General features: G+C 64.1%; 20 protein-coding genes. 10 read left to right on the top strand and 10 right to left on the bottom strand.

The window, feature by feature from the left end; translation table 11 throughout:
- Nucleotides 1-40: 40 nt before the first annotated feature.
- Nucleotides 41-550, bottom strand: a complete 510-nt coding sequence (locus U5919_RS03935) for a VOC family protein (RefSeq protein WP_336022280.1) — start codon at nt 548-550, stop codon at nt 41-43.
- A 145-nt stretch (nt 551-695) separates the two neighbouring features.
- On the opposite strand from U5919_RS03935, the gene U5919_RS03940 reads away from it, so the two are divergent.
- Nucleotides 696-1,175: a TRAP transporter small permease gene (locus U5919_RS03940; RefSeq protein ID WP_336022282.1), complete on the top strand. Its 480-nt coding sequence runs from the start codon at nt 696-698 to the stop codon at nt 1,173-1,175.
- Entirely contained in the window at nt 1,168-2,466 is a 1,299-nt protein-coding gene (locus tag U5919_RS03945) for a TRAP transporter large permease (protein WP_336022283.1), read from the top strand. The genes U5919_RS03940 and U5919_RS03945 overlap by 8 nt, the downstream gene beginning before the upstream one ends.
- Before the next feature lie 24 nt (nt 2,467-2,490).
- Here the strand turns inward: U5919_RS03945 and U5919_RS03950 are convergent, their stop codons facing one another.
- On the bottom strand, nt 2,491-3,450 hold the full coding sequence (locus U5919_RS03950; protein ID WP_336022285.1) for an AEC family transporter: 960 nt from the start codon (nt 3,448-3,450) through the stop codon (nt 2,491-2,493).
- A gap of 156 nt (nt 3,451-3,606) precedes the next feature.
- Here U5919_RS03950 and U5919_RS03955 point away from each other — a divergent pair, with 156 nt between their 5' ends.
- Nucleotides 3,607-4,050: a universal stress protein gene (locus tag U5919_RS03955; RefSeq protein ID WP_336022287.1), complete on the top strand. Its 444-nt coding sequence runs from the start codon at nt 3,607-3,609 to the stop codon at nt 4,048-4,050.
- 129 nt (nt 4,051-4,179) lie between these two features.
- On the opposite strand, the gene U5919_RS03960 is transcribed toward U5919_RS03955, so the two are convergent.
- A complete protein-coding gene (locus tag U5919_RS03960; protein ID WP_336022289.1) occupies nt 4,180-5,280 on the bottom strand; it encodes a TRAP transporter substrate-binding protein in 1,101 nt (366 codons plus the stop codon).
- A 140-nt stretch (nt 5,281-5,420) separates the two neighbouring features.
- Here U5919_RS03960 and U5919_RS03965 point away from each other — a divergent pair, with 140 nt between their 5' ends.
- Nucleotides 5,421-6,179, top strand: coding sequence for an SDR family NAD(P)-dependent oxidoreductase (locus U5919_RS03965; protein WP_336022290.1), 759 nt, complete (start codon nt 5,421-5,423; stop codon nt 6,177-6,179).
- A gap of 66 nt (nt 6,180-6,245) precedes the next feature.
- Nucleotides 6,246-7,568, top strand: coding sequence for a glycerate kinase type-2 family protein (locus tag U5919_RS03970; protein ID WP_336022293.1), 1,323 nt, complete (start codon nt 6,246-6,248; stop codon nt 7,566-7,568).
- A 33-nt stretch (nt 7,569-7,601) separates the two neighbouring features.
- Here U5919_RS03970 and U5919_RS03975 read toward each other — a convergent pair whose 3' ends face one another.
- A complete protein-coding gene (locus U5919_RS03975) occupies nt 7,602-8,612 on the bottom strand; it encodes a 2-hydroxyacid dehydrogenase (protein ID WP_336022296.1) in 1,011 nt (336 codons plus the stop codon).
- A 123-nt stretch (nt 8,613-8,735) separates the two neighbouring features.
- On the opposite strand from U5919_RS03975, the gene U5919_RS03980 reads away from it, so the two are divergent.
- Entirely contained in the window at nt 8,736-9,425 is a 690-nt protein-coding gene (locus U5919_RS03980) for a 4-carboxy-4-hydroxy-2-oxoadipate aldolase/oxaloacetate decarboxylase (protein WP_336022298.1), read from the top strand.
- A 179-nt stretch (nt 9,426-9,604) separates the two neighbouring features.
- A complete protein-coding gene (locus U5919_RS03985) occupies nt 9,605-10,381 on the top strand; it encodes an IclR family transcriptional regulator (protein WP_336022300.1) in 777 nt (258 codons plus the stop codon).
- Nucleotides 10,382-10,426: 45 nt separating this feature from the next.
- On the opposite strand, the gene U5919_RS03990 is transcribed toward U5919_RS03985, so the two are convergent.
- Complete coding sequence (locus U5919_RS03990) at nt 10,427-11,323, bottom strand: NAD-dependent epimerase/dehydratase family protein (RefSeq protein WP_336022302.1); 897 nt, start codon at nt 11,321-11,323, stop codon at nt 10,427-10,429.
- Between the two features lie 529 nt (nt 11,324-11,852).
- Between U5919_RS03990 and U5919_RS03995 the strand changes: the two genes are divergently transcribed.
- The 3 genes from U5919_RS03995 to U5919_RS04005 all read left to right on the top strand — a co-directional run bounded on the left by U5919_RS03995 (nt 11,853) and on the right by U5919_RS04005 (nt 13,639).
- Nucleotides 11,853-12,824: a phosphoadenosine phosphosulfate reductase family protein gene (locus U5919_RS03995; RefSeq protein WP_336022304.1), complete on the top strand. Its 972-nt coding sequence runs from the start codon at nt 11,853-11,855 to the stop codon at nt 12,822-12,824.
- 145 nt (nt 12,825-12,969) lie between these two features.
- Entirely contained in the window at nt 12,970-13,230 is a 261-nt protein-coding gene (locus tag U5919_RS04000) for an AbrB/MazE/SpoVT family DNA-binding domain-containing protein (RefSeq protein ID WP_336022307.1), read from the top strand.
- Nucleotide 13,231: 1 nt separating this feature from the next.
- Complete coding sequence (locus U5919_RS04005) at nt 13,232-13,639, top strand: hypothetical protein (RefSeq protein ID WP_336022308.1); 408 nt, start codon at nt 13,232-13,234, stop codon at nt 13,637-13,639.
- Between the two features lie 94 nt (nt 13,640-13,733).
- Here the strand turns inward: U5919_RS04005 and U5919_RS04010 are convergent, their stop codons facing one another.
- From U5919_RS04010 to U5919_RS04035, 5 genes are read right to left on the bottom strand one after another with little or no spacing between them, the layout of a single operon-like run.
- Nucleotides 13,734-14,909, bottom strand: a complete 1,176-nt coding sequence (locus U5919_RS04010) for an XdhC family protein (protein ID WP_336022309.1) — start codon at nt 14,907-14,909, stop codon at nt 13,734-13,736.
- A complete protein-coding gene (locus tag U5919_RS04015) occupies nt 14,906-15,853 on the bottom strand; it encodes a Rossmann-like domain-containing protein (RefSeq protein WP_336022311.1) in 948 nt (315 codons plus the stop codon). The genes U5919_RS04010 and U5919_RS04015 overlap by 4 nt, the downstream gene beginning before the upstream one ends.
- Entirely contained in the window at nt 15,850-17,292 is a 1,443-nt protein-coding gene (locus U5919_RS04020) for a VWA domain-containing protein (protein ID WP_336022312.1), read from the bottom strand. The genes U5919_RS04015 and U5919_RS04020 overlap by 4 nt, the downstream gene beginning before the upstream one ends.
- A gap of 6 nt (nt 17,293-17,298) precedes the next feature.
- Nucleotides 17,299-18,366, bottom strand: coding sequence for an AAA family ATPase (locus U5919_RS04025; protein ID WP_336022313.1), 1,068 nt, complete (start codon nt 18,364-18,366; stop codon nt 17,299-17,301).
- On the bottom strand, nt 18,363-19,451 hold the full coding sequence (locus U5919_RS04035) for an XdhC family protein (RefSeq protein WP_345786325.1): 1,089 nt from the start codon (nt 19,449-19,451) through the stop codon (nt 18,363-18,365). The genes U5919_RS04025 and U5919_RS04035 overlap by 4 nt, the downstream gene beginning before the upstream one ends.
- Between the last annotated feature and the right edge of the window lie 19 nt (nt 19,452-19,470).

Below are 19,470 nucleotides of genomic sequence, written 5' to 3' on the forward strand. Positions count from 1 at the left end.
GCAACTCTCGTATTATAATCTTTTGGAAAACGTGATCCCGTTACGGTCGCTCGGCCGTCGCGAGTCCCGCGGCGTGCATTTGCTCGTGGCTGTGCGAGTAGATCTCGATCAGATTCCCGAACGGATCGCGACAGTACGTGAGTCGGTATTTCTCGGAGTCCTCGTAGAGTCGCCAGACCTCGGCGTAGTGATCGCCCCCGGCGCGGTCGATCCGCTCAGCCAAGCCGGCAACGTCGGGGTCGACAACGCCGACGTGAAAGAGTCCCGGTCGTTTGGGATCGACCTGTTCGGACGGTTCTGCGGGCTCGAACTCGAAGAGTTCGACAGCAACGCCGTTGCTGGTGATTAGGTGTGCAACCGTCATCGAATCGAATTCACCGAGGAGATCCGTGGCGCGCTTCGCGGCGTAGCCGTCGCCTCTGGTCGCTGTGCGCGGACCTTTGAGCCGCCGCCAACCCAGAACGTCTTCGTACCACTCGAGAGCCGCCTCGATATCTGGGACCGTGAGGCCGACGTGTGCAAACTGCCGTGGATAGTGGGACTCGTCCATACCACGGTCTCGACTGAGTCGGTCTTGAGTGTTCGGGTGCACTGGAGACGCTGGTGCCGTGCGAATTCGGTGGTGTGTGCTGGTCGAAAAGGCTCCTAAAGGCGTTTGCAAAGGGTTTATGATAGTTGGTGATTTTTACCCGAATATGGGATCGGACTGGTTTGACAGAGTCACCGTCGGGATTGGTGTTATTATGCTGAATATTATGTTGGTGGTGGGCCTCCTCCAAGTAGTCAGTCGGTACGTCGACCTCCCCGCATCGCTTCCGTGGACGTACGAAGTCGCCAGAACCACGCTCGCGCTGATGACGATCATCGGACTGCCGTATCTGTTCAAGAACGATTCGGACATCTCGTTTCTCCCCGTTCTCCAACGAATTACGACGCGCACTGACCAGCTGCTCCTCGCCAGAAACGTGCTGATGGCGTTCCTCTCTGTACTCCTCGTCTGGTCCGCGTACGTCGCGGCCCAAACAGCGGGAGATACCGGCCTGCCACTGATCAGTTGGTTCAAAGTCGGCTGGGGCTACCTGCTCTTCGGCGCGTCCTCGGCGGTCCTCTTCGTCGTCGTGGTGAACGATACGAGAGAGCGAGTGGGTGACATTCTCGGAGGGAACAATGTCTGAAGTACTTCTCGTCGCGTTCATCGGACTCCTGATGGCACTGTATGGGATCGGCGTCCCCGCCGCGTACTCGCTCGGGCTGACAGTCATCTTCATTATGTTGCTGCCGATCGGCCCCGAGTTGAACTTCATCGTCATCACCCAGCGGTTCTGGGCGGGGATGAACTCGTGGGTGCTGCTCGCCGTCCCGTTCTTCCTGATGGCGGGACGGATCATGAACATCACTGGAATCACCGACGATATGTTCAATTTCGCGACGGAACTCGTCGGGCCGATCCGCGGCGGGTTGGCGCAGGTGAATGTCGTCGTGAGTCTGATATTCTCCGGAATGAGCGGCTCCGCGGTGGCGGACGCCGCGGGCATCGGGAGTGTCGAGTACGAGGCGATGACGAACAACGGATACGAGGGCGACGATGCCGTGGGTATCACCGGAGCCTCCTCGATAATCGGGCCGATCATCCCTCCCAGCATTCCGATCGTCGTGTACGCGGTCTTAGCGCAGGAGTCGATCGGGACGCTGTTCATCGCCGGTGTCGTCCCCGGTCTGCTGATGGCGCTCGCGATGGCCGGAACCGTGTATTACCTGGCCCGCAAAGGCGACTGGCCGACCGAGGGGTCGTATGACTTCCCGCAACTGTTCGAGTCGTTCATCAAGGCTGTTCCGGGGCTGATGGCTCCGCTCATCATCATCGGTGGCATCCTCGCGGGCGTGTTCACCGCCACCGAGGCCGCACTCGTCGCCGTGGTGTACGCGATCTTCTTGGGCTTCTTCTACTACCGTTCGATCACGCTGTCGGACCTCTACCACGTAAGCAAAGAGACGTTCGAGGACACAGTCAGCATCGTCGTTATCTTCGGATTCGCGAACCTCTACGCCTACTGGCTAACGCTCGCCGGAATTCCGGATATGATCGGTAGCATCGTCACCGGACTCGGGGCCAGCACCGTCGTCACGATGTTGATCTTGGCGTTCGTCCTCTTGGTCCTCGGGACGTTTATGGAGGGGATGGCGGTGCTCCTCATTATGGTCCCGATGTTGGTCCCGCTGTATCCCGAGCTCGGCATCGACCCGATCCACTTCGGCATCGTGATGGTGGTGACGTTGATGTACGGGCTGATCACGCCCCCGTTCGGACTCATCCTCTTCGTTCTCGAACGGGTAACGGACGAATCGCTCGATAAAATAATGCGTGCCGTGCTGCCGTATTACTTCCCGCTGGCAGTCGTCATACTGCTACTCATCGTCTTCCCCGAACTGTCTCTCGCACTCCCCCGCACGTTCGGTCTGCTCTGAGGGCGCAGTCGTTTTCGCTCGGGATTAGATAACGAGTCCGGACTTCAGTAGCGTGACCGCGACCGTCACCACCGGAATCGAGACGAGCGTCGTCACGAACACGTTCGCCGAGACGAACTCCGGATGCGTCACGCCTCGGACCGTCTGTTCGCTGGCGAACTCGACGACGAAGATAATCGGGGCCACTGCCACCGGCATCGCCGTCAATAGGACGAACACCTGCGCGACGTCGCTGTTTTGAAACCCGAGTGCGAGCGCGACAGCGATGCCGACGAGCGGCGAGACGAGAAACCGAAAGATCGTCGGCGTGATCGTCATCGAGAGGGCACCGCCGTACTCGGTCTCCGACAGTTGGATACCCAAGATGAGTAACATCACCGGAATCGACGATTCACCGACGAGTCCCAGCGTCCCCATCAACGCCGAATCGGCCGACGGCACGACACCGGCGGCGCGGGCGACGACGGCGACGACGACGGCGTACACGAGGGGGTACCGAAAGACCCGCTTGAGGTTGCCGTAGCCCGACTGCTGATCGGACCGCAGGGCGATCAAGAGCCCGATGGTGAACACCAACGCGCCGTGGACCGCGGCGAAGAGCACCGCCGTCTGCCGACCGATGTCGCCGTACGCGAAGTCCGCCAACGGGATTCCCAGCGCGCCCGTGTTCCCGAAGACGGCAACCAGAACGAAGGTGTTCTGGACCGGTCCGGTCTTTCCGGTGAGACATCCGAACAGACGCGCCACGACGAGAAGACACAGGACGAATCCGAGCACGCCGAGCGTCACTTTCACCAGTGCGTCCGTGCCGAGTTCGGTGAGTGTGATACTGTGGATGATGAGTGCGGGCGTCAACACGAACAACGAGAGGGTGTTGAGCGGCCCCGGATCGATTTCCTGAAATCGGTTCAACAGAGAGCCTGCTCCCAAGATCAGAAAGATCGGAAGGATAGAGGACGTGATAATCGACAGCGTAGATTCCATCGTGATCGGGAATCATCTACGAGTTGTAAAAGCGTTACCGTTAGCGTATCTTTCGGATCGAGGCAGTTAGGCGACCGCGGGCGGGAGAACCCCATCTAACCCTACTGTCGCGGTCGCCAGTAAAATTATATGAATGATGAGGTTCTACGGTGGCGTATGGTTATCGTGGCTGCAGTCGACCGTTCCGATCAAGCGAGCGCTGTACTCGAAGAAGCCGACGTTCTCGCACAGCAGTTCGACGACGTCGTGCACGTGCTGCACGTGATGAAGCGGTCGGAAGCGATACAGGCCGAAGAAGATAGCGTGGGTCACGGTGACGACGGCATTCCGGTTTCGAAGCTGCGAGACAGAGCGGCACAGATTGCATCGGCGCTCGTCGACGACCATCAGTTCGGAGCCGAGGCGAAAGCCGTCGGCCGTGTTGGCGATCCCGCGGCCGAGATCGTCGATTACGCGGAAGCACAAGATGCGCGGTACGTCGTCGTGAGTCCGCAACAGCGCAGCCAAACCGGGAAGATTCTCTTCGGAAGCGTCGCCCAGTCGGTTCTTTTGAACGCGCACTGCCCGGTCGTTTCGCTGCGCGCAACGTCTCTCGAGTAGTAACGAGCGCCGTTCGACTCAAAAGAGAGTCAGCGGAGAAGGCGAAACGAGAGCTCCGGGTTCAGGTGGAACACCCGGATCTGGCCGGTGGATCGAACGAAGGGATTCCTCGCAGACAGGCCCGCGTCTCTACGCGAGGTCTTGGATGTCGGCGATGTTGACCGCCCAGTTGGTCTCGGAGAGTTCTTCGAGCGCGGGCTGACCGGCTTCGACGAACGCGTCACGGTCGACTTCCTCGGCGGTGACGACGGTCGTGCCCTCCTCGCGGGCCTGCTCGTACAGCGACTCCTCCTCGGTCTTGATGTCCTCGGTCATCGACTGGACCGCCTCATTCGCGGTCGTCGTGATGAGGTCGCGGTCCTCGTCGCTGAGCCCTTGGAAGAACTCGTCGTTGTAGAGGAAGTGCTTGGTGTCCAGCAGGTGGTTGGTGACACTGAAATGCGACTGCACCTCGTAGAGGCTCACCGACAGGAACTGCGAGATCGGGCCCTCGGAGGCGTCGACGACACCGGTCTGCAGCGCCGAGTACAGTTCGTCGTAGGCCACAGGCGTCACGTCAGCGCCGATCTCGTCCCAGACTGCGGTCCACGTCTCGTACTGCGGGAGACGAAGTTTGAGCCCCTGCACGTCTTCGGGAGAGGTGACCGGCGTGTTGCTGGTGAAACAGCGGTTGCCGACGTAGAAGGCCGGACCCAGTCGAATGCCGTTGTCCAGCAGGATGCCGTTGAGCCCGTCTTCGGGCATCAGGAACTCCTGATTCACCGCGCGGTAGTGTTCCATATCCTCGATGACGAACGGGTCGCCCGCGAACGAGTACTCGGAAGCGAACCGCTGGGACAGTGCCGTCGGGCTCTCGTTGAGGACGTCGACGGTTCCGGCCTCCAGCGCGTCGAGGTTGTCCTCGGTCCCCCCGAGCGTCGCCGCTTGGAGATCCACGGTGATCCGGCCGTCCGTCTCCTCCTCGATGGCGTCGATGAAGTATTCCTGTGCCGTCTGCACGGAGATGTTCTCCGGCGGCTGAGTCGTCGCGAAAGTGAGCTCGAACTCCTCTGCGTCACTTCCGCTACTCGTGGTCGCACCTCCACTGTCACCGTTGCTATCGCCACTGCTGTCTCCGCTGCCGTCGCCGTTGTCCCCCATACAACCGGCGAGGCCCATTCCGACACCGAGGGCGATACCGCCGCTTTTCAGTACACTTCGACGTGACGTTGGCTTGTGCTTACGAGCCATACTTGCACGAATCTGACTAATTAGTAATAAAGATTGTGTTGTATTAGCAAGGTTCTGCGCGCGTAGTACGTACTATACATAACCTACAGCCGGATCGAACCGGAACGTATAACCTACCCCAGCGAAGTGTTCACCAGCGTATGTTAGTCGAGGGAAAGGTAGCAGTCATCACCGGTGGAGCCTCGGGTATCGGCGAAGCGACGGCGAAGACTTACGCCGAGCACGGGGCCAGCGTCGTCGTCGCTGATATCGACGAAAACGGCGGCAAAGAAACCGTAGACGACATCGTCGAAGGCGGTGGCGAGGCGACGTTCGTCCGGACGGACGTGTCCGATGAGAACGATGTCAAACGGACGATCGAACTCGCCGTCGAGGGGTACGGCGGACTCGATGTCCTGTTCAACAACGCGGGTACCGAGGGTGCGCTCGCCGATTTCGCAGAGTACGAGACCGCGGATTTCGAGCACGTCGTCGACGTCAACCTCCGGGGGACCTTCTACGGAATGAAGTACGGCATCCAAGCGATGCTGGCCGACGGCGGCGGTTCGATCATCAGCACTTCGTCGGTCGCCAGTGCCACCGGCATAATGGGTCGCGCGGGATACAGCGCTTCAAAGGCGGGCATCAACGGGATGACTCGGGCCGCGGCGATGGAGTACGCCGAGGAGGGGATCCGAGTGAACGCGATTCTCCCGGGCATTGTCGCCACCGCGATGCAGGACCGCGTGGCCGTCCAGCGACCGGACACGACCGACCGCTACGAGATCACGGAGGCGATGCCCGGACGGGCGGCCCCCCGTGAGCTCGCGAACGCGGTGCTGTTCTTGGGCTCTGATCTCGCCTCGCGCATCACCGGTGTTGCGCTCCCGGTCGAGGGAGGGTTCCTCCTGCAACCGTAGGCGGTGAAACCATAGCCCACGCGGACGCTTCGTGAGGCTTTATATCTCGCCGGGTGAGCAACCGCTATGATCGACCGGAACGCCACGCGGGACGCAGACCCGGCCCACGAGGTCGCCCTCGATGCCGTCGAAGCCGGTATCGGGGCCGCCCAGCCGCGCGCGGTCCTCGAACGAGTCATCACGGTAGAGGGAGGGACCCTACGGATCGCCGAGGAGGCATACGACTTGGCCGCGTACGATGAAATCGTCGTTCTCGGGGGCGGTAACGCCGCCGGACAGGTCGCGACCTATCTCTCGGAACTGCTCGACGGTCGGCTTGACGGGGGAGTCGTCGTCACCGACGATCCGGAGCCAGCGGATCCGATAGAGGCGGTCGTCGGCACTCATCCCGTCCCGAGCGAGGCGAACGTCGACGGGACGCGGCGCGTGCTCGACCGAGCGCGCGCAAGCGACGAGAACACTCTCGCAGTCGTTGCCGTGACCGGCGGCGGGAGCGCGCTCTTGGCCGCCCCCGTCGAGGGCGTCTCGCTGGCGGACCTGCAATCGCTCACCGACGGACTGCTCCGCTCGGGCGCGCCGATCGACCGGATCAACGCCGTCCGAAAGCACGTCTCGGCGATAAAGGGCGGTCAGCTCGCGCGCGGACTCGCACCGGCGACGACCGTCGGCCTCGTCTTCAGCGACGTCAGCTCGGGAGACGTCTCGGTCGTTGCGAGCGGGCCGCTCTCGCCGGACCCGACGACCTATGCGGACGCACTCGGCGTCCTCGAAGAGTACGAGGTCGACGCTCCGGAGCCGGTCGTTCGGCACGTAGAACGCGGTGCGGCGGGCGGGTTCGACGACACGCCCAACGAGGACGACTCGGCCTTCGCGACTGTCTCGACGCACGTCGTCGCCGACAACTTCACGGCGCTCGGGGCCGCGCGAGAGGTGTGCGCCGACGCCGGTTTCGAGCCGCTCGTCCTCTCGTCGTCGGTGCGCGGAGAGGCCCGTGAGGCCGCGCTGACGCACGTCGCGATCGCCGAGGAGAGCGGTCGGACCGGCAATCCGGTCTCACCGCCCGCGGCGATCCTCTCTGGCGGCGAGACGACGGTGACGATTCGAGGCGACGGAGAGGGCGGGCCGAATCAGGAATTCGCCCTCAGCGCGGCGATCGAGCTTCCCGAAGGGACTGTGCTCTGTGCGGTCGATACCGACGGAATCGACGGGCCGACCGACGCAGCCGGCGCGCTGGTCGACTCGACGACCGTCGACGACCTCCAACTGGCGCGTGCGCGGTTGAACGACAACGATGTCTACGACTATCTAGACGAGCGCGATGCGCTCGTGTTCACCGGACAGACCGGCACCAACGTCAACGACCTGCGAGTCCTGCTCGTCACCGAGTGAGTGCGCCCGCGACGGATTCCGATCTCTCTGCTCTCACCCCATCCCTGCATCCCGAAGCGCAGAGTGGGAGAGTGGCTCGCCGTCGATTCCCGCTTCGGTGCAGGCCGCCACCATCTCGGCCATCCGGTTTCGCGTCTCGGTGCTCGCGCTGCCGATGTGCGGCGTGACCACGAGTCGTTCGGGAGCGTGCCGAACGAGCGGATGATCAGCCGGGAGGGGCTCGGGGTCCGTGACGTCCAGCCCGGCGCGGGCGATCTCTCCCGTCGCCAGCGCCGCATCGAGCGCGTCGGTATCGACGACCTCCCCGCGGCTGGTGTTGATCAGGATTGCATTCTCGGACATCCGACGAAGGGCCGACTCGTCGATGAGCCTCTCCGTCGCCTCGGTCAGCGGCACGTGCAGTGAGACGAAGTCGCTCTCGGCGAGCAGTTCCTCGCGCTCGACGTAGATCGCTTCGACACCGAACTCGGCGAGTTCGTCTTCTCGACCGGGCTTCCGCGATCGGCCGCTGTAGAGCACGTCCATCTCGAATCCGGCGGCCCGTCTGGCAGTGGCGGTCCCGATCTTTCCGAGACCGACGATCCCGAGCGTCGCGCCGTGGATATCTGGACCGGTGAGGAGCCTCGGGCCCCACGTTTCCCATTCGTCGGCGGCGACGTAGGCGTGCCCCTCGACGGTCCGACGCGCGCAGGTCATCAACAGCGCCCAAGTCAGGTCCGCAGTGGTCTCGGTGAGCACGCCGGGCGTGTGGCCGACTGCGATGCCGCGATCGGCGGCCCCTGCAAGGTCGATGTGGTCGTAGCCGACGGAGAACGTACTTACGACCGACAGATCGGTCGAGGCGTCCAGCACCGCCGCGTCGATCTCGTCGGAGAGTAAGCAGACGAGTCCCTCGGCGTCGAGTTCGGCGAGCCGCGAGACGACGTGTTCTTTCGTCGGTGGCAACTTCTGATCCCAGACGACGACCTCGTATCGCTCTCTGAGCCGGTCGAGTCCGACATCGGGGATCGCTCGGGTCACATAGACGGTCGGCGTGTCTGTCATTACCAATCGCTGGGCGTCGTGGATGCATATTGTTTGGCATCGCGTGGCGATCGGTGGCAGCGTTTCGTTTTGCGTCGGGTGGCGACCAGTAGCTTAATATGTCCGATCAGTCACCACGGAGATATGCACACGATCGAGCACGACGTGGAGCGACCGGACCGCGAAACCGTCGAGGCGTTCGAGGAGATACCGAGCACGATCGTCTCCGACGTCACCGGTAACGTCGGAATCACGATGGACGCGGGCATCAGGCCTGCATACGACGGCATCGATATGGCCGGGACGGCGATCACGGTCAAGGCCGCCCCCGGTGACAACCTGATCATTCACAAGGCGATCACGATGGCCGATCCCGGCGATGTCCTCGTCATCGACTGCAACGGGTACACCGACACCGGGCACATCGGCGAGCTGATGTGCGAGTCGTGCGAGGCCAACGGGCTCGCGGGGCTCGTCATCGACGGCGCGTACCGCGACAGCCGCGAGATCGGCGAGATGCAGTTCCCCGTCTACGGTCGCGGCGTGAACCCGCAGGGCCCGCTCAAACAGGACCCCGGATCGGTGAACGTGACGGTCTCCTGCGGTGGCGTGAGCGTCGATCCCGGCGACATCGTCGTCGGCGACGACGACGGGCTCGCGGTGATCCCCGGAGACGGTGCAGAGCGGGTGCTCGAACTCGCCCGGGCGAAACTCGACGCCGAGGAAACTACCCGCGAGGAGATCCAAGACGGAACGTACCTCTTCGAGCGCAACGGCTACGACGAGCTGTTCGAGAATCTAGACGTTGTCGGCCCCGAGGATTCGATCCAGTAGCAGGCAGTCGCGCAGCGAACTGAGACGGACGCGGCACGCTGAGACGGACGCGACGGGCGCGGCGGGCGCGGCTAGGTATCGTCGCCGGTATTGAATAGACTGCGATGCGGGACCCACGTTGATTCAATATTATTGGAACTACTCGCAGGGCTTAAGACCCCGGGTGCTGACGAGTGAATATGGGAAATCCGGACGAATCGGACGCACGCGGGCTGAAGAGTGTCGAACGGTCATTCGCCATCGTTGGATATCTCAAAGAGGCGAACGGGGCGACGCTCTCGGAGGCGGCCGACGATCTCGGGCTGGCGGTGAGTACGGCGCATATCCACCTCACGACCCTCGTCGAGACCGGGTACGTGGTCAAAGACGACGATGTCTACCGGTGCAGCTTCGAGTTTCTCCAGACGGGCGGACAGCGTCGCGACGATATGGCGCTGTATCAGGCGGCGAAACCGGAACTCGACGAACTGCAGGCACAGACCGGCGAGCATACCAACGTGATGATGATGGAGCGCGGGTACGCCGTCCAGCTGTACAAATCTGAGAACCCCGAATCGATCGACGACGACGCCTCACTCGGTGATCATTTCTACCTCCACCTCACAGCGACAGGGAAGGCGATGCTCGCGGAGTACTCGGACGAGCGCGTCGCCGAGATCCTCGAAGAGCACGGGATGCCCGCGCTGACCGAGGACACGATAACCGACGAGGAAGTCCTCTACGAGGAGCTGGCCACGATACGCGAGCGCGGGTACTCGATTAACCGCGGGGAACACTTCCCCGGCGTCTGTGCCATCGGCACGGCAATCGCCTCGGGCCCCGACGACGCGCTCGGCGCGATCAGCATCAGCGGTCCCCGGAGCCGGATCACGCCGGACCGGATCGACGAGGAGCTCGCCCCGGCGCTGTTGAACAAGAAGAACATCATCGAACTGAAGATCAGACAGCACGGGTAGTCTGCGCCCGGCAGGGCCGAATGCGCCGTTAGCGTCCGAGGGGGTTCATTCCGGTGGGCTGTCCCACTCGGAGCCGTTGTCCTGCGGTTCGTAACCGAGCACAGCTTGGGCGTGTTCGATATCGAACCACCGCGCGTCGTTCGCGCTGACCGCGTAGAACGCGTCGTAAGTGACGTCCTCGTCCTCGAGACAGCACTCCAAGAGATGCGCGAAGTCGCGCTGGGACGTCCACGAGGCCTTCAGCCGCTTGACCATCTTCTCGTACTCCTCGCTACCGCGCTCCCACGACCCGGTCTGCGATTGGTCCCACACCTCGTCTTCGTCGACGACGTGTTCGTCGCCGCGGTCGACACCGCGTTCGGCGTCGCCGTACGGGTGGTCGTACTTCGCGGTCCGAACGCTCGAAATACGTAGGGAGTACACCTGACTCGGCGCGCCCTCGCGGCGGGCGTGGGTTCGACAGATGTGTTCGCCGAACATCTTCGATGCGCCGTAGTAGCCGTCCGGTTTGGGGAGCGTCCGGTGGGTGAGTCGAAGCGGATCGAACTCGCTGGGGTAGTCTTCTTCGTACAGTTTGGGAGCGTGATCCTCCTCGTAGAGTCCCATCACGCGCTGCGAAGACGCGTAGATCAACTTCTCGACCCCCGCATCCCTCATCGCTTTGAGGACGTTGTAGGTACCGACGATGTTCGGCTCGATGATGTCCGTGAATTCCGCGCCCGCGTCCGACTGCGCAGCGAGGTGAATCACAGCGTCCTGTCCGTCGAACGCCGGTCGGATCGCCTCGTAGTCGGCGACGTCGGCGACGAACGTCTCGTACTCCGGGTGATCGCTCCGGTTCAGATACGTGAACTCGTATCGGTCGTCGTCCGCGAGGTGGTTCAAGATCGCCTCGCCGGCCTCGCCGAACGGACCCGTCACAAGAACGTTTTGTGCTGCCATCGATAATCGGTATTCGGACATACTGCTATTTAAATTTTTATTGACTGGCTATTTTCAGTGCCTCCGACTGACGAGATATAGCCACCGGTAGTTCCAATATTGTTGAAATTGTAGGCATTCGAGCATCCCCATTCATCACAAATGTACGAGTGTTATCAACAGATGGCGGACACAACGGTAACCCGTTGGGGGCAGTTCAGGAGAATTTCAGCATTGTGGGATTCATATATCTTGAGACACACCATCAAGTAATATAAGTGGATATTCAATAATATTATGGGACTTTTTAATTATTTATAGACTGTCATATTGGACTCAGATAATACATCACACAGTTAATGACGTAAGTTCGGGATATTTAAAATGCATTTGAAAATAGATATTTTCAAATAGAATTGAATATATACAAACTGTACTATCTTATTCTTGATAGTGTTTCTGAAGTCGGCGCGTCCCATACCCGCCCAGATCGACTCCCACACCGATGTCAAAAAGCATTTATCCTGCTGTAATTAGATATAATTACACGATGTCAGCCGAGTTCCCCGACTACCTCGACGTCGACTACACCGACGGCGAAGGCGAGACGCCCGCCGACTACCCGACGATCCAAGACAAGCTCGAGAAGGCCATCGAGGTCACGAAGCGCGGCCTCGAACAGTACGAGAACCCCGCCGTGATGTGGACTGGCGGCAAGGACTCGACGCTCACGCTGTACTTCATCAAGGAAGTCGCCGAGAAATACGATCTGGAGACGCCGCCGGCGGTCTTCATCGACCACTTCCAGCACTTCGACGAGATCCACGACTTCGTCGACCACTGGGCCGAGAAGTGGGACCTCGAAGTCATCTACGCGCGCAACGAGGACGTCGGCGCGTACGTCGAAGAGCACGACCTCGAACCCGGTGACGACATCAGCATCTCGGAGCTCTCCGAGCACAACCAACACCACGTTCGCGACCTGCTCGAGTACGAGGAGGACACCTTCCCCTTCCTGCTCGACACCTACGTCGGCAACCACCTGCTGAAGACGGTCGCGCTCAACGACGCCCTCGAAACCCACGATGTCGACGGCGTCATCTCCGGCGTCCGCTGGGACGAACAGGAAGCCCGCGCCGACGAGACGTTCTTCTCACCGCGGCACGATCCCGAGATCTACCCGCCGCACGACCGCATCCAGCCCATCCTCCAGTTCGACGAGGCGTCCGTCTGGGAGGCCTTCTGGAACTTCGTCGTCCCCGACACCGTCGAGGGCTACCCCGAGGACGGCTACGTCCCGCAGAGCGCCGAGGACCTGCCGAACGGCCTCACGATGGCGGACATCCCGGTGTCGCCGAAGTACTTCGCCGGCTTCCGCTCGCTCGGTAGCGAGGTCTCCACCGACAAGACGACAGAAGAGCCCGCGTGGCTGCAGGATATGGCGAACACGACCGAGCGCGCTGGGCGCGCCCAGGACAAGGAGGACCTGATGGAGCGCCTGCGCGACCTCGGCTATATGTAACGCGCGGCGACACCGACTTTCTTTGTACGAGAACGGTTTCCCGCGAACGCATCCGTAGCCTGAGAGCGTGGTACTCAGAGCGACGGAAATTGCTGTATGCCTGCCTCCCCACAACACTAAGGTATTACGAGAGGTATTACTACCTATGAGCAAATCCACGCGGGTCACGGAGAAGGGGCAGGCCACGATCCCGAAAGAACTCCGCGAGAAGTACGGTCTGAAGCCCGGCGACCAAGTCGTTTGGATGGACACCGATGAGGGAATCGTCGTGAAAAAGCGCACGCGTACCGGTGGCCGCGGGATGCTGCTTCCCGAAGACACCCCCGAAGAGAAGCGACAGGAGATCGCCGAAGAACTGGGAAAGCGCGTCCGCGATCGTCGCGAGCGCAACTATGAGGAAGGCTGATATGGCGGTGTACACCGCCGATGCTGTCGCTTTGTTGGTCTATCTCGTCGACGCACTTCCGCGAGAGGCTGATCAAGTGTTTGCCGAAGCCGAGGCCGGAGAAACAGTCATTCAGGCACCGAGTACAGCGCTCGCAGAGGTGATGTACTCCGTTTCTCGCGACAAAGACGTTCGAGGTGTTAGTCTCTCGGGAACGCCGGAGGACGCCCGCCGAGCGCTGATTGGAAACGGACCAATCTCGGTCGCGCCCGTCGATGACGCGGAGTTGGTCGAGTACGCACAGGTGGTCACCGAGTGCAGTATCCACGACGCGCTGATCGTCGCTAGTCACCGCGCGCGAGATACAGATGCCATTATCACGACCGACGGCGTAATCGACGAAGCCGACTATGCGACCGTCTGGGAGTAGACTCCGTATATATCGCTGACTCTCCGAGGACGTCTCTTCGGAGATTGTGAGTAACCGCATTCAGAAAACCCCAATATCGCGAGCGCGAGTCCTGCTACTGTGCCGGCGTGTCGGCGTCGGATCCCACCTCGACGCGCTCGTGGATGGGGCCCTCCCGGTCCTTGAGATGCCGCGGCGTCCGACCGTTCGAGACCGCGAGCACCTCCGCGACGATGCTGTGGGCGATCTGGAACGGCGACCCGCCGCCGAGATCCAGCCCGATCGGCGTGTACACTGACGCGAGCGCCTCCTCGCCCCACTCGCTGCCGTCGTCGTCGAAGGCGTCGAGCATTCGCTCGAAGCGCTCTCTCGGACCCATAATCCCGACGTACGGCACGCCGGCGTCCAGACACGCCTCGACGGTCAACTGATCGTCGATGAAGTTGTGCGTCATCACGACCGCGTAGGTCCCCTCGCCGAGTTCGAGGTCGTCGCCGACGCTCCCCGGCGACGTCGTCACCGTTCGGTCGGCGTCCGGAAACCTCTCACCGAGATCGACGGCCCCGCGGAACCCGACGACTGTCACGCGGAAGTCGTTCTCCGCCGCGAACGCGGTCACCGGCCGGACGTCGTGGCCGGTCCCGAAGACGACCAGTTCCGGCGGGGCGTCGAGCCCGTCGACGAAGAATTCGACCTCGTCGCCGGCGCGGTCGACGCGGACGGTGCTCGCGGTGCCGCGCGTCGCGAGTTCCGTCGCCGGCTCGGCCAGCGCATCGATCGGCCACTCGGTCGCGTCCGACCCGTCGGGCAGGTGTAGCGAGCCCGTGTCCGGGTAGTAGTACGCGCGGTCGCCCTGTTCGAATCGACCGCTCCCGTCGTCGAGGACGGTGACGACGGCGACATCGCGACCCGAGAAGAACGCCTCGACCGCCGGGCGGTACGTCTCGGTCAGGGGTTCGACGAGTACCTCGATGACACCGTTGCAGCCGACACCGAGGCCCCAGACGTCCTCCTCGTCGTCTTCCATCAGGTCGTAGGTGATGCGCTTCGGCCGCCCTCGTTCGCGGACCGCGTCACCGACGCGGAGGAGTTCGTCCTCGAGACATCCCGCCGTGATGCTGCCGACGCCGGTGCCGCCCGCTTCGAGGAGCATCTTCGCTCCCGGCCGCCGGTAGGCGTTCCCCTCGACGTCGACGATCGTCGTGAGGACGTCGGTGGTTTCGCTATCGAGTCGCTCGCGGATCTGCTGTACGATCTCCGTTTCGGGAACGCTCCAGTGTTGCTGTGTCATCTCTGAGTAGTCGGTGAAAACTCGTCAGTCGTCGCTCCGTCGGCTCCGTCGGCTCCGTCGGCTCCTGCTGCTTCGTCGCTCGAATCGAGTCGACCGCCGGGCGGGCGCTCGCCGAGCAGCAGTCCGGACTGGCTCTCGCGGGCGACGTCGTTCTCGCGGGCGACGTACACCTTCGTCAGCCCCGCGTCGTGGAGGTCGGTTCCGCACGCGCCCTCCCTGAGTGCGGTCCGAACGCCCGCCACGTCGGTCACCCTCGCCCCGGCGACGACGTCGACGCCCGCCGCGAACAGCGGTTCGGGGAGGAACGACGCGGTCGCGCCGATCACGACGACCGTCGCCGAGGTCGGTGCCGCCTCCAAGTACGCCTCGATACCGCCGTAAATGAACGTCGACCCCGTCACGAAGACGACCTCCGCGCCCGTCATCGCCGAGGCTGTGTCCGCGGGCGTGAACGTCCGGACCCGCACGCCCGCCGGATCGGGAACGTCATCGACCCGCTCGCGCTCGATCACGCGGACCTCGATGTCGTCGAACTTCCGGAACGCGGGCGTAAACAGGCCAACCGTCGCAATCCGACCGACGTCGTCGGACAGGAGCGCCATCGGATCCCCCCGCCGCCAGTCGACGAGCGGCGCGGAGAGCGCGTTCATCGTCGCGGTCCCGAGCGCGCGTTCGCTCCGCGCCGCGGCGTTTCCGTCCGCGGGGGTGGTTCTCTCACCACCGACGTCTGCCGTCACTCCCGCCAGCAGCGACTCGACGGTCCGGTTCGCCGTGTTCGGCGGCTCGCCGGGCGGCAGGTGCGCCAGTCCGGCCAGCGTCGTCTCGTCCGTCCGGAGTTCGACGAGCACCGCGCGATCGCCGACGGTGATTCGATCGACGCTCGCGCCGGTTCTCGTCGCCTGCGGACGAAGCCGCTCTCGCACGGCCGCCAACAACTCGGTCACGTCGAATCACTCCCGCTTGCAACCTCGAACTGCCGCGCGTCGTGCTCGTACCCGATCGCACCGCCCAGCCCGCGCTGTTCGATCTGCCGCGCGGCCTCGCCGAGATCGGCAGGCTCCGCGAACCCGAACAGGGCGTCGAGGTAGGGCAGCGCCGTCTCCATCCCGCGCGAGGTCGGCGCGAACGCCGACGAGACGGCCAGCGGGTTGAGCCAGACGACCGCGCTCGCCCGATCGGCGAGCCACGTGACGCCCGCCGCCAGCGTCTCCGGATCGCCCACGTCGAGGCCGTCGCTGACGACGACGACCACCGTTCGCCGGTCGACGGCGTAGGGGTGGTCCCGTCGGAGCGTCGCGAACGCCTCGCCGATCTTCGTCCCGCCGCCCCACTCGATCTCGGCCTCGCGCAGCGCTCTCGTCGGGTCGCCGTCGCCGCGCTCGAACTGCCGTGTCACCTCCACGAGGTCGGTATCGAACAGGAATACGCCGGCGTCGCGAGCGCTCGCGTGGAGTCGGTCGGCGAACGCCAGCAGGACGCGCCGGTCAATCGTGTCGAGGACCGAGCCGCTCACGTCGATCAGCAGACAGCACCGGAGCTCGCTCGGGATCGGCTTCGAGGACGGGAGTTTGATCGGCGCGCCCCCGGTCGCGAGGCTCGCGCGGAGCGCCCGTCTGGCCTCGACGTGATCGCCGGTCGAGGCGTGGCGGCGACGTCGACCCGGGAGCGTCGAGAGGGCGTCGACGAATCGATCGATGGCCGTGACTTCCGCGCGCGATAATTGCGCCGGGTCGACGTCCACGCGCTCGCGCTCGCCGACCGCGCTGTACCGGCGCGCGTCGCGCTCGCCGGTCGATTCCGGCCTCTCGCCCGTCGCGTGCCGCCGCTCGGTCGGGATCCGAACGGCGACGGGGCCGTCGCTCTCCTCGGCGTCGGTGAATTCGGGAGCCTCGGCGTCCGCCAATACGCCCGCCTCGTCGGCGTCCGAATCGGCCGATGCGGACGCGTCGGTCCCGTCGCGATCCCCCTCGTCTATGGGCGTGTCGTGCTCTGTCGCGACCGCGCTCAGTCCCGATCGGAGCCGGTGCCAGAACGTCGGGAACAGCGATTCGAAGGCGTCGGCGTCGGCCGGCTCCGAGAGCAGCGTCGCCCGGAGCGCGTCCGCGACGCGACTCCGGTCGTCGAGGCCGACGACCGAGAGCGCGCGGGCGGCAGCGAGCGTGTCGCTCGGGGGGACGGTGACGCCCTCCGATCTGAGCTTCGCCGCCAGTCGGAGCAGTTCGATCAGCGCGTGCCGTCGCGCCGCGCGGAAGTCCGGAACGCCGTCGCGCGTCGAGAACCGGTCGAAGTCGCGATCGGCACCGTCGACGCCGCGCTCCCCGTCAGTTGCCAACGGCTCGAAATCGATCGCGTTCTCCGCCGGATCGCCGTTGTCGAAATTCATGTGGGATCAGGCTTCGATGCGGTCGTCGGCCGCGGCGGCGGCCTCCCGAAGCTGTTCGAGCAGCTCCGTGTCGACCCGTGCGAAGTCCTCGGCCTCCTTGAGCAGGCAGCCGAGCGTGCGTTCGATCTCGGCCGTCGAGAGCGGTTCGTCCGAATCGTCGTGCCGGAGTTGCGCCACCGCGCGCGCCCAATCGAGTGTCTCGGCGACGCCCGGCTGCTTGAGAAACGCCTCCTCGCGCAGGCGCGCGACGATCGCGCACACCTCCGCGGCGACGGTCGCATCGAGTTCGGGTACCTTCCGGCGGAGGATCTCGTACTCGTCCTCGAACGACGGCGGTTCGACGTGGAGGTACAGACACCGGCGCTTCAGCGCGTCCGACAGTCCCCGCGTCCGGTTCGACGTGAGAATGACGATCGGCGGTTGCTCGGCTTTCACGGTGCCGTACTCCGGGATCGACACCTGAAAGTCCGAGAGCAGTTCGAGCAGGAACGCCTCGAACTCCGCGTCGGCGCGGTCGATCTCGTCGACCAACAGGACCGGCGGCACGTCGCCACCCGCCCTGAGCGCGCGGAGCAGCGGACGTTCGAGGAGGTACTCCTCGTCGAAAACCGACCGCTCGCGACCCCCGTGGTCGTCGTCCGAGGAGGTCCGGTGGCTGTCGTCCGAGGTGGTCCGGTGGCTGTCATCCGAGGTGGTCCGGTGGCTGTCATCCGAGGTGGTCCGGTGGCTGCCGCCCGAGGAGATACCGCCGGCGTCGGTTCCGCCCGCCACCGTGCCCTCGTCGGCTTGGACGGCCAGGAGTTGCTTCGTGTAGTTCCACTCGTAGAGCGCGTTCTCGGCGGTGAGCCCCTCGTAACACTGCAGGCGGATGAGCTCGGTATCGAAGCCGCTCGCCAGCACCTTCCCGAGCTCGGTCTTCCCGCTCCCGGGCGGACCCTCGACGAGCAGCGGCCGCCCGAGCGTCAGCGCGAGGTGGACGGTCGTGACCGTTCGGTCGTCGGCGACGTACGATTCCGCCGCGAAGCGGTCTTCGAGGTCCGACGGCGACAGCGACGCGAACGCGTTCGCCGTCATACTGACTCCGCGGGGGCGTCGAGGTACGACTCCGGATCCGCGCTGAACGACTCCGCACAGCCCTCACAACAGAAGTAGTACGTCTCCCCGTCGTGCTCGACCGAGGGAGCCGTCTCCGGGTCGGCGGTCATCCCGCAGACCGGGTCGGTGGCGAGTTCGGCCGTCCCGTCGTCGCCGTCGTCCGCGGCCGTGTCGGCGTCGTCGCGTTCGCCGGATGCGCCGGGTTCGATCTCGGCCGCGTTCGAACCTCCGCGCGATCGCGCGTCGACGACCTCGGCGAGAATGCTCACGGCGATCTCGGCGGGCGTGTACGCGGCAATGTCGACGCCCGCAGGGTTCGTGACGGCGTCTGCGATCTCCCCGGGGTCGGCGTCGAGCAGCGTCGCCGCCCGCTCTTTCACCTCGTCGCTTCGGGTGTCGCTGGCGACGAGACCGATATACGGCGCGCCGGCTCTGACCCCCGCGGCGACGCCGCGAGCGTCGTATTTCCCCATCGAGGCGACGACGACGAGCGGCGCGGGGCCGACCGCCTCGACGATGGCGTCGGGATCGGCCGTCTCGACGACTCTGTCGGCAGCCCCGTCGCCGCCGTCGGGGTCGACGCTCACGACGTCGACGGCCAGTTCGCCCGCGAGCCGCGAGAGCGACCGCGCGACCGGCGAGTCGCCGACGATCACCAACTCGGGCCGCGGGTTCACCGGCTCGATGAACAGTTCGAGGACGCCCTCGCTGTGACAGTGCATCGGGAAGGCAGCCAGCCCGGGGCGTTCGATCTCCTCGGGATCGGGCGCGATGCCGACGAACCGCGGCTCGCCGTCCTCCAGCGCGGCCAGCGCCTCGCTCGTCGCAGTCGTCTGCGCGCAGGCCGCACCCCCGATCCACCCGTGGAGTTCGCCGTCGGCCGTGACGACCGCCCGGTCGCCGACGTTCGCGGACACCGGGGGCTCGCGGCGGACGATCGTCACGCGGGCGTACGCCTCGCCGTTCTCCTCCAATCCCGCCTCTAGGGCGGCGATGTCGCCGTCGTTGATCTTCTCCCGGTGTGGGGGGTCGTTGCCTCCCGTGTGTGAGTCGTTCCCTGTCATATCGTGTATTCAGGTCGCC

The sequence above is a fragment of the Halobellus sp. LT62 genome, assembly GCF_037031285.1.
Classification (GTDB): domain Archaea; phylum Halobacteriota; class Halobacteria; order Halobacteriales; family Haloferacaceae; genus Haloquadratum; species Haloquadratum salinisoli.

Bases quoted from the DNA above. Each gene is read 5' to 3' on its own strand.
- U5919_RS03935 (WP_336022280.1), bottom strand. From the start codon at position 550: ATGGACGAGTCCCACTATCCACGGCAGTTTGCACACGTCGGCCTCACG.
- U5919_RS03940 (WP_336022282.1), top strand. From the start codon at position 696: ATGGGATCGGACTGGTTTGACAGAGTCACCGTCGGGATTGGTGTTATT.
- U5919_RS03945 (WP_336022283.1), top strand. From the start codon at position 1,168: ATGTCTGAAGTACTTCTCGTCGCGTTCATCGGACTCCTGATGGCACTG.
- U5919_RS03950 (WP_336022285.1), bottom strand. From the start codon at position 3,450: ATGGAATCTACGCTGTCGATTATCACGTCCTCTATCCTTCCGATCTTT.
- U5919_RS03955 (WP_336022287.1), top strand. From the start codon at position 3,607: ATGGTTATCGTGGCTGCAGTCGACCGTTCCGATCAAGCGAGCGCTGTA.
- U5919_RS03960 (WP_336022289.1), bottom strand. From the start codon at position 5,280: ATGGCTCGTAAGCACAAGCCAACGTCACGTCGAAGTGTACTGAAAAGC.
- U5919_RS03965 (WP_336022290.1), top strand. From the start codon at position 5,421: ATGTTAGTCGAGGGAAAGGTAGCAGTCATCACCGGTGGAGCCTCGGGT.
- U5919_RS03970 (WP_336022293.1), top strand. From the start codon at position 6,246: ATGATCGACCGGAACGCCACGCGGGACGCAGACCCGGCCCACGAGGTC.
- U5919_RS03975 (WP_336022296.1), bottom strand. From the start codon at position 8,612: ATGACAGACACGCCGACCGTCTATGTGACCCGAGCGATCCCCGATGTC.
- U5919_RS03980 (WP_336022298.1), top strand. From the start codon at position 8,736: ATGCACACGATCGAGCACGACGTGGAGCGACCGGACCGCGAAACCGTC.
- U5919_RS03985 (WP_336022300.1), top strand. From the start codon at position 9,605: ATGGGAAATCCGGACGAATCGGACGCACGCGGGCTGAAGAGTGTCGAA.
- U5919_RS03990 (WP_336022302.1), bottom strand. From the start codon at position 11,323: ATGGCAGCACAAAACGTTCTTGTGACGGGTCCGTTCGGCGAGGCCGGC.
- U5919_RS03995 (WP_336022304.1), top strand. From the start codon at position 11,853: ATGTCAGCCGAGTTCCCCGACTACCTCGACGTCGACTACACCGACGGC.
- U5919_RS04000 (WP_336022307.1), top strand. From the start codon at position 12,970: ATGAGCAAATCCACGCGGGTCACGGAGAAGGGGCAGGCCACGATCCCG.
- U5919_RS04005 (WP_336022308.1), top strand. From the start codon at position 13,232: ATGGCGGTGTACACCGCCGATGCTGTCGCTTTGTTGGTCTATCTCGTC.
- U5919_RS04010 (WP_336022309.1), bottom strand. From the start codon at position 14,909: ATGACACAGCAACACTGGAGCGTTCCCGAAACGGAGATCGTACAGCAG.
- U5919_RS04020 (WP_336022312.1), bottom strand. From the start codon at position 17,292: ATGAATTTCGACAACGGCGATCCGGCGGAGAACGCGATCGATTTCGAG.
- U5919_RS04025 (WP_336022313.1), bottom strand. From the start codon at position 18,366: ATGACGGCGAACGCGTTCGCGTCGCTGTCGCCGTCGGACCTCGAAGAC.
- U5919_RS04035 (WP_345786325.1), bottom strand. From the start codon at position 19,451: ATGACAGGGAACGACTCACACACGGGAGGCAACGACCCCCCACACCGG.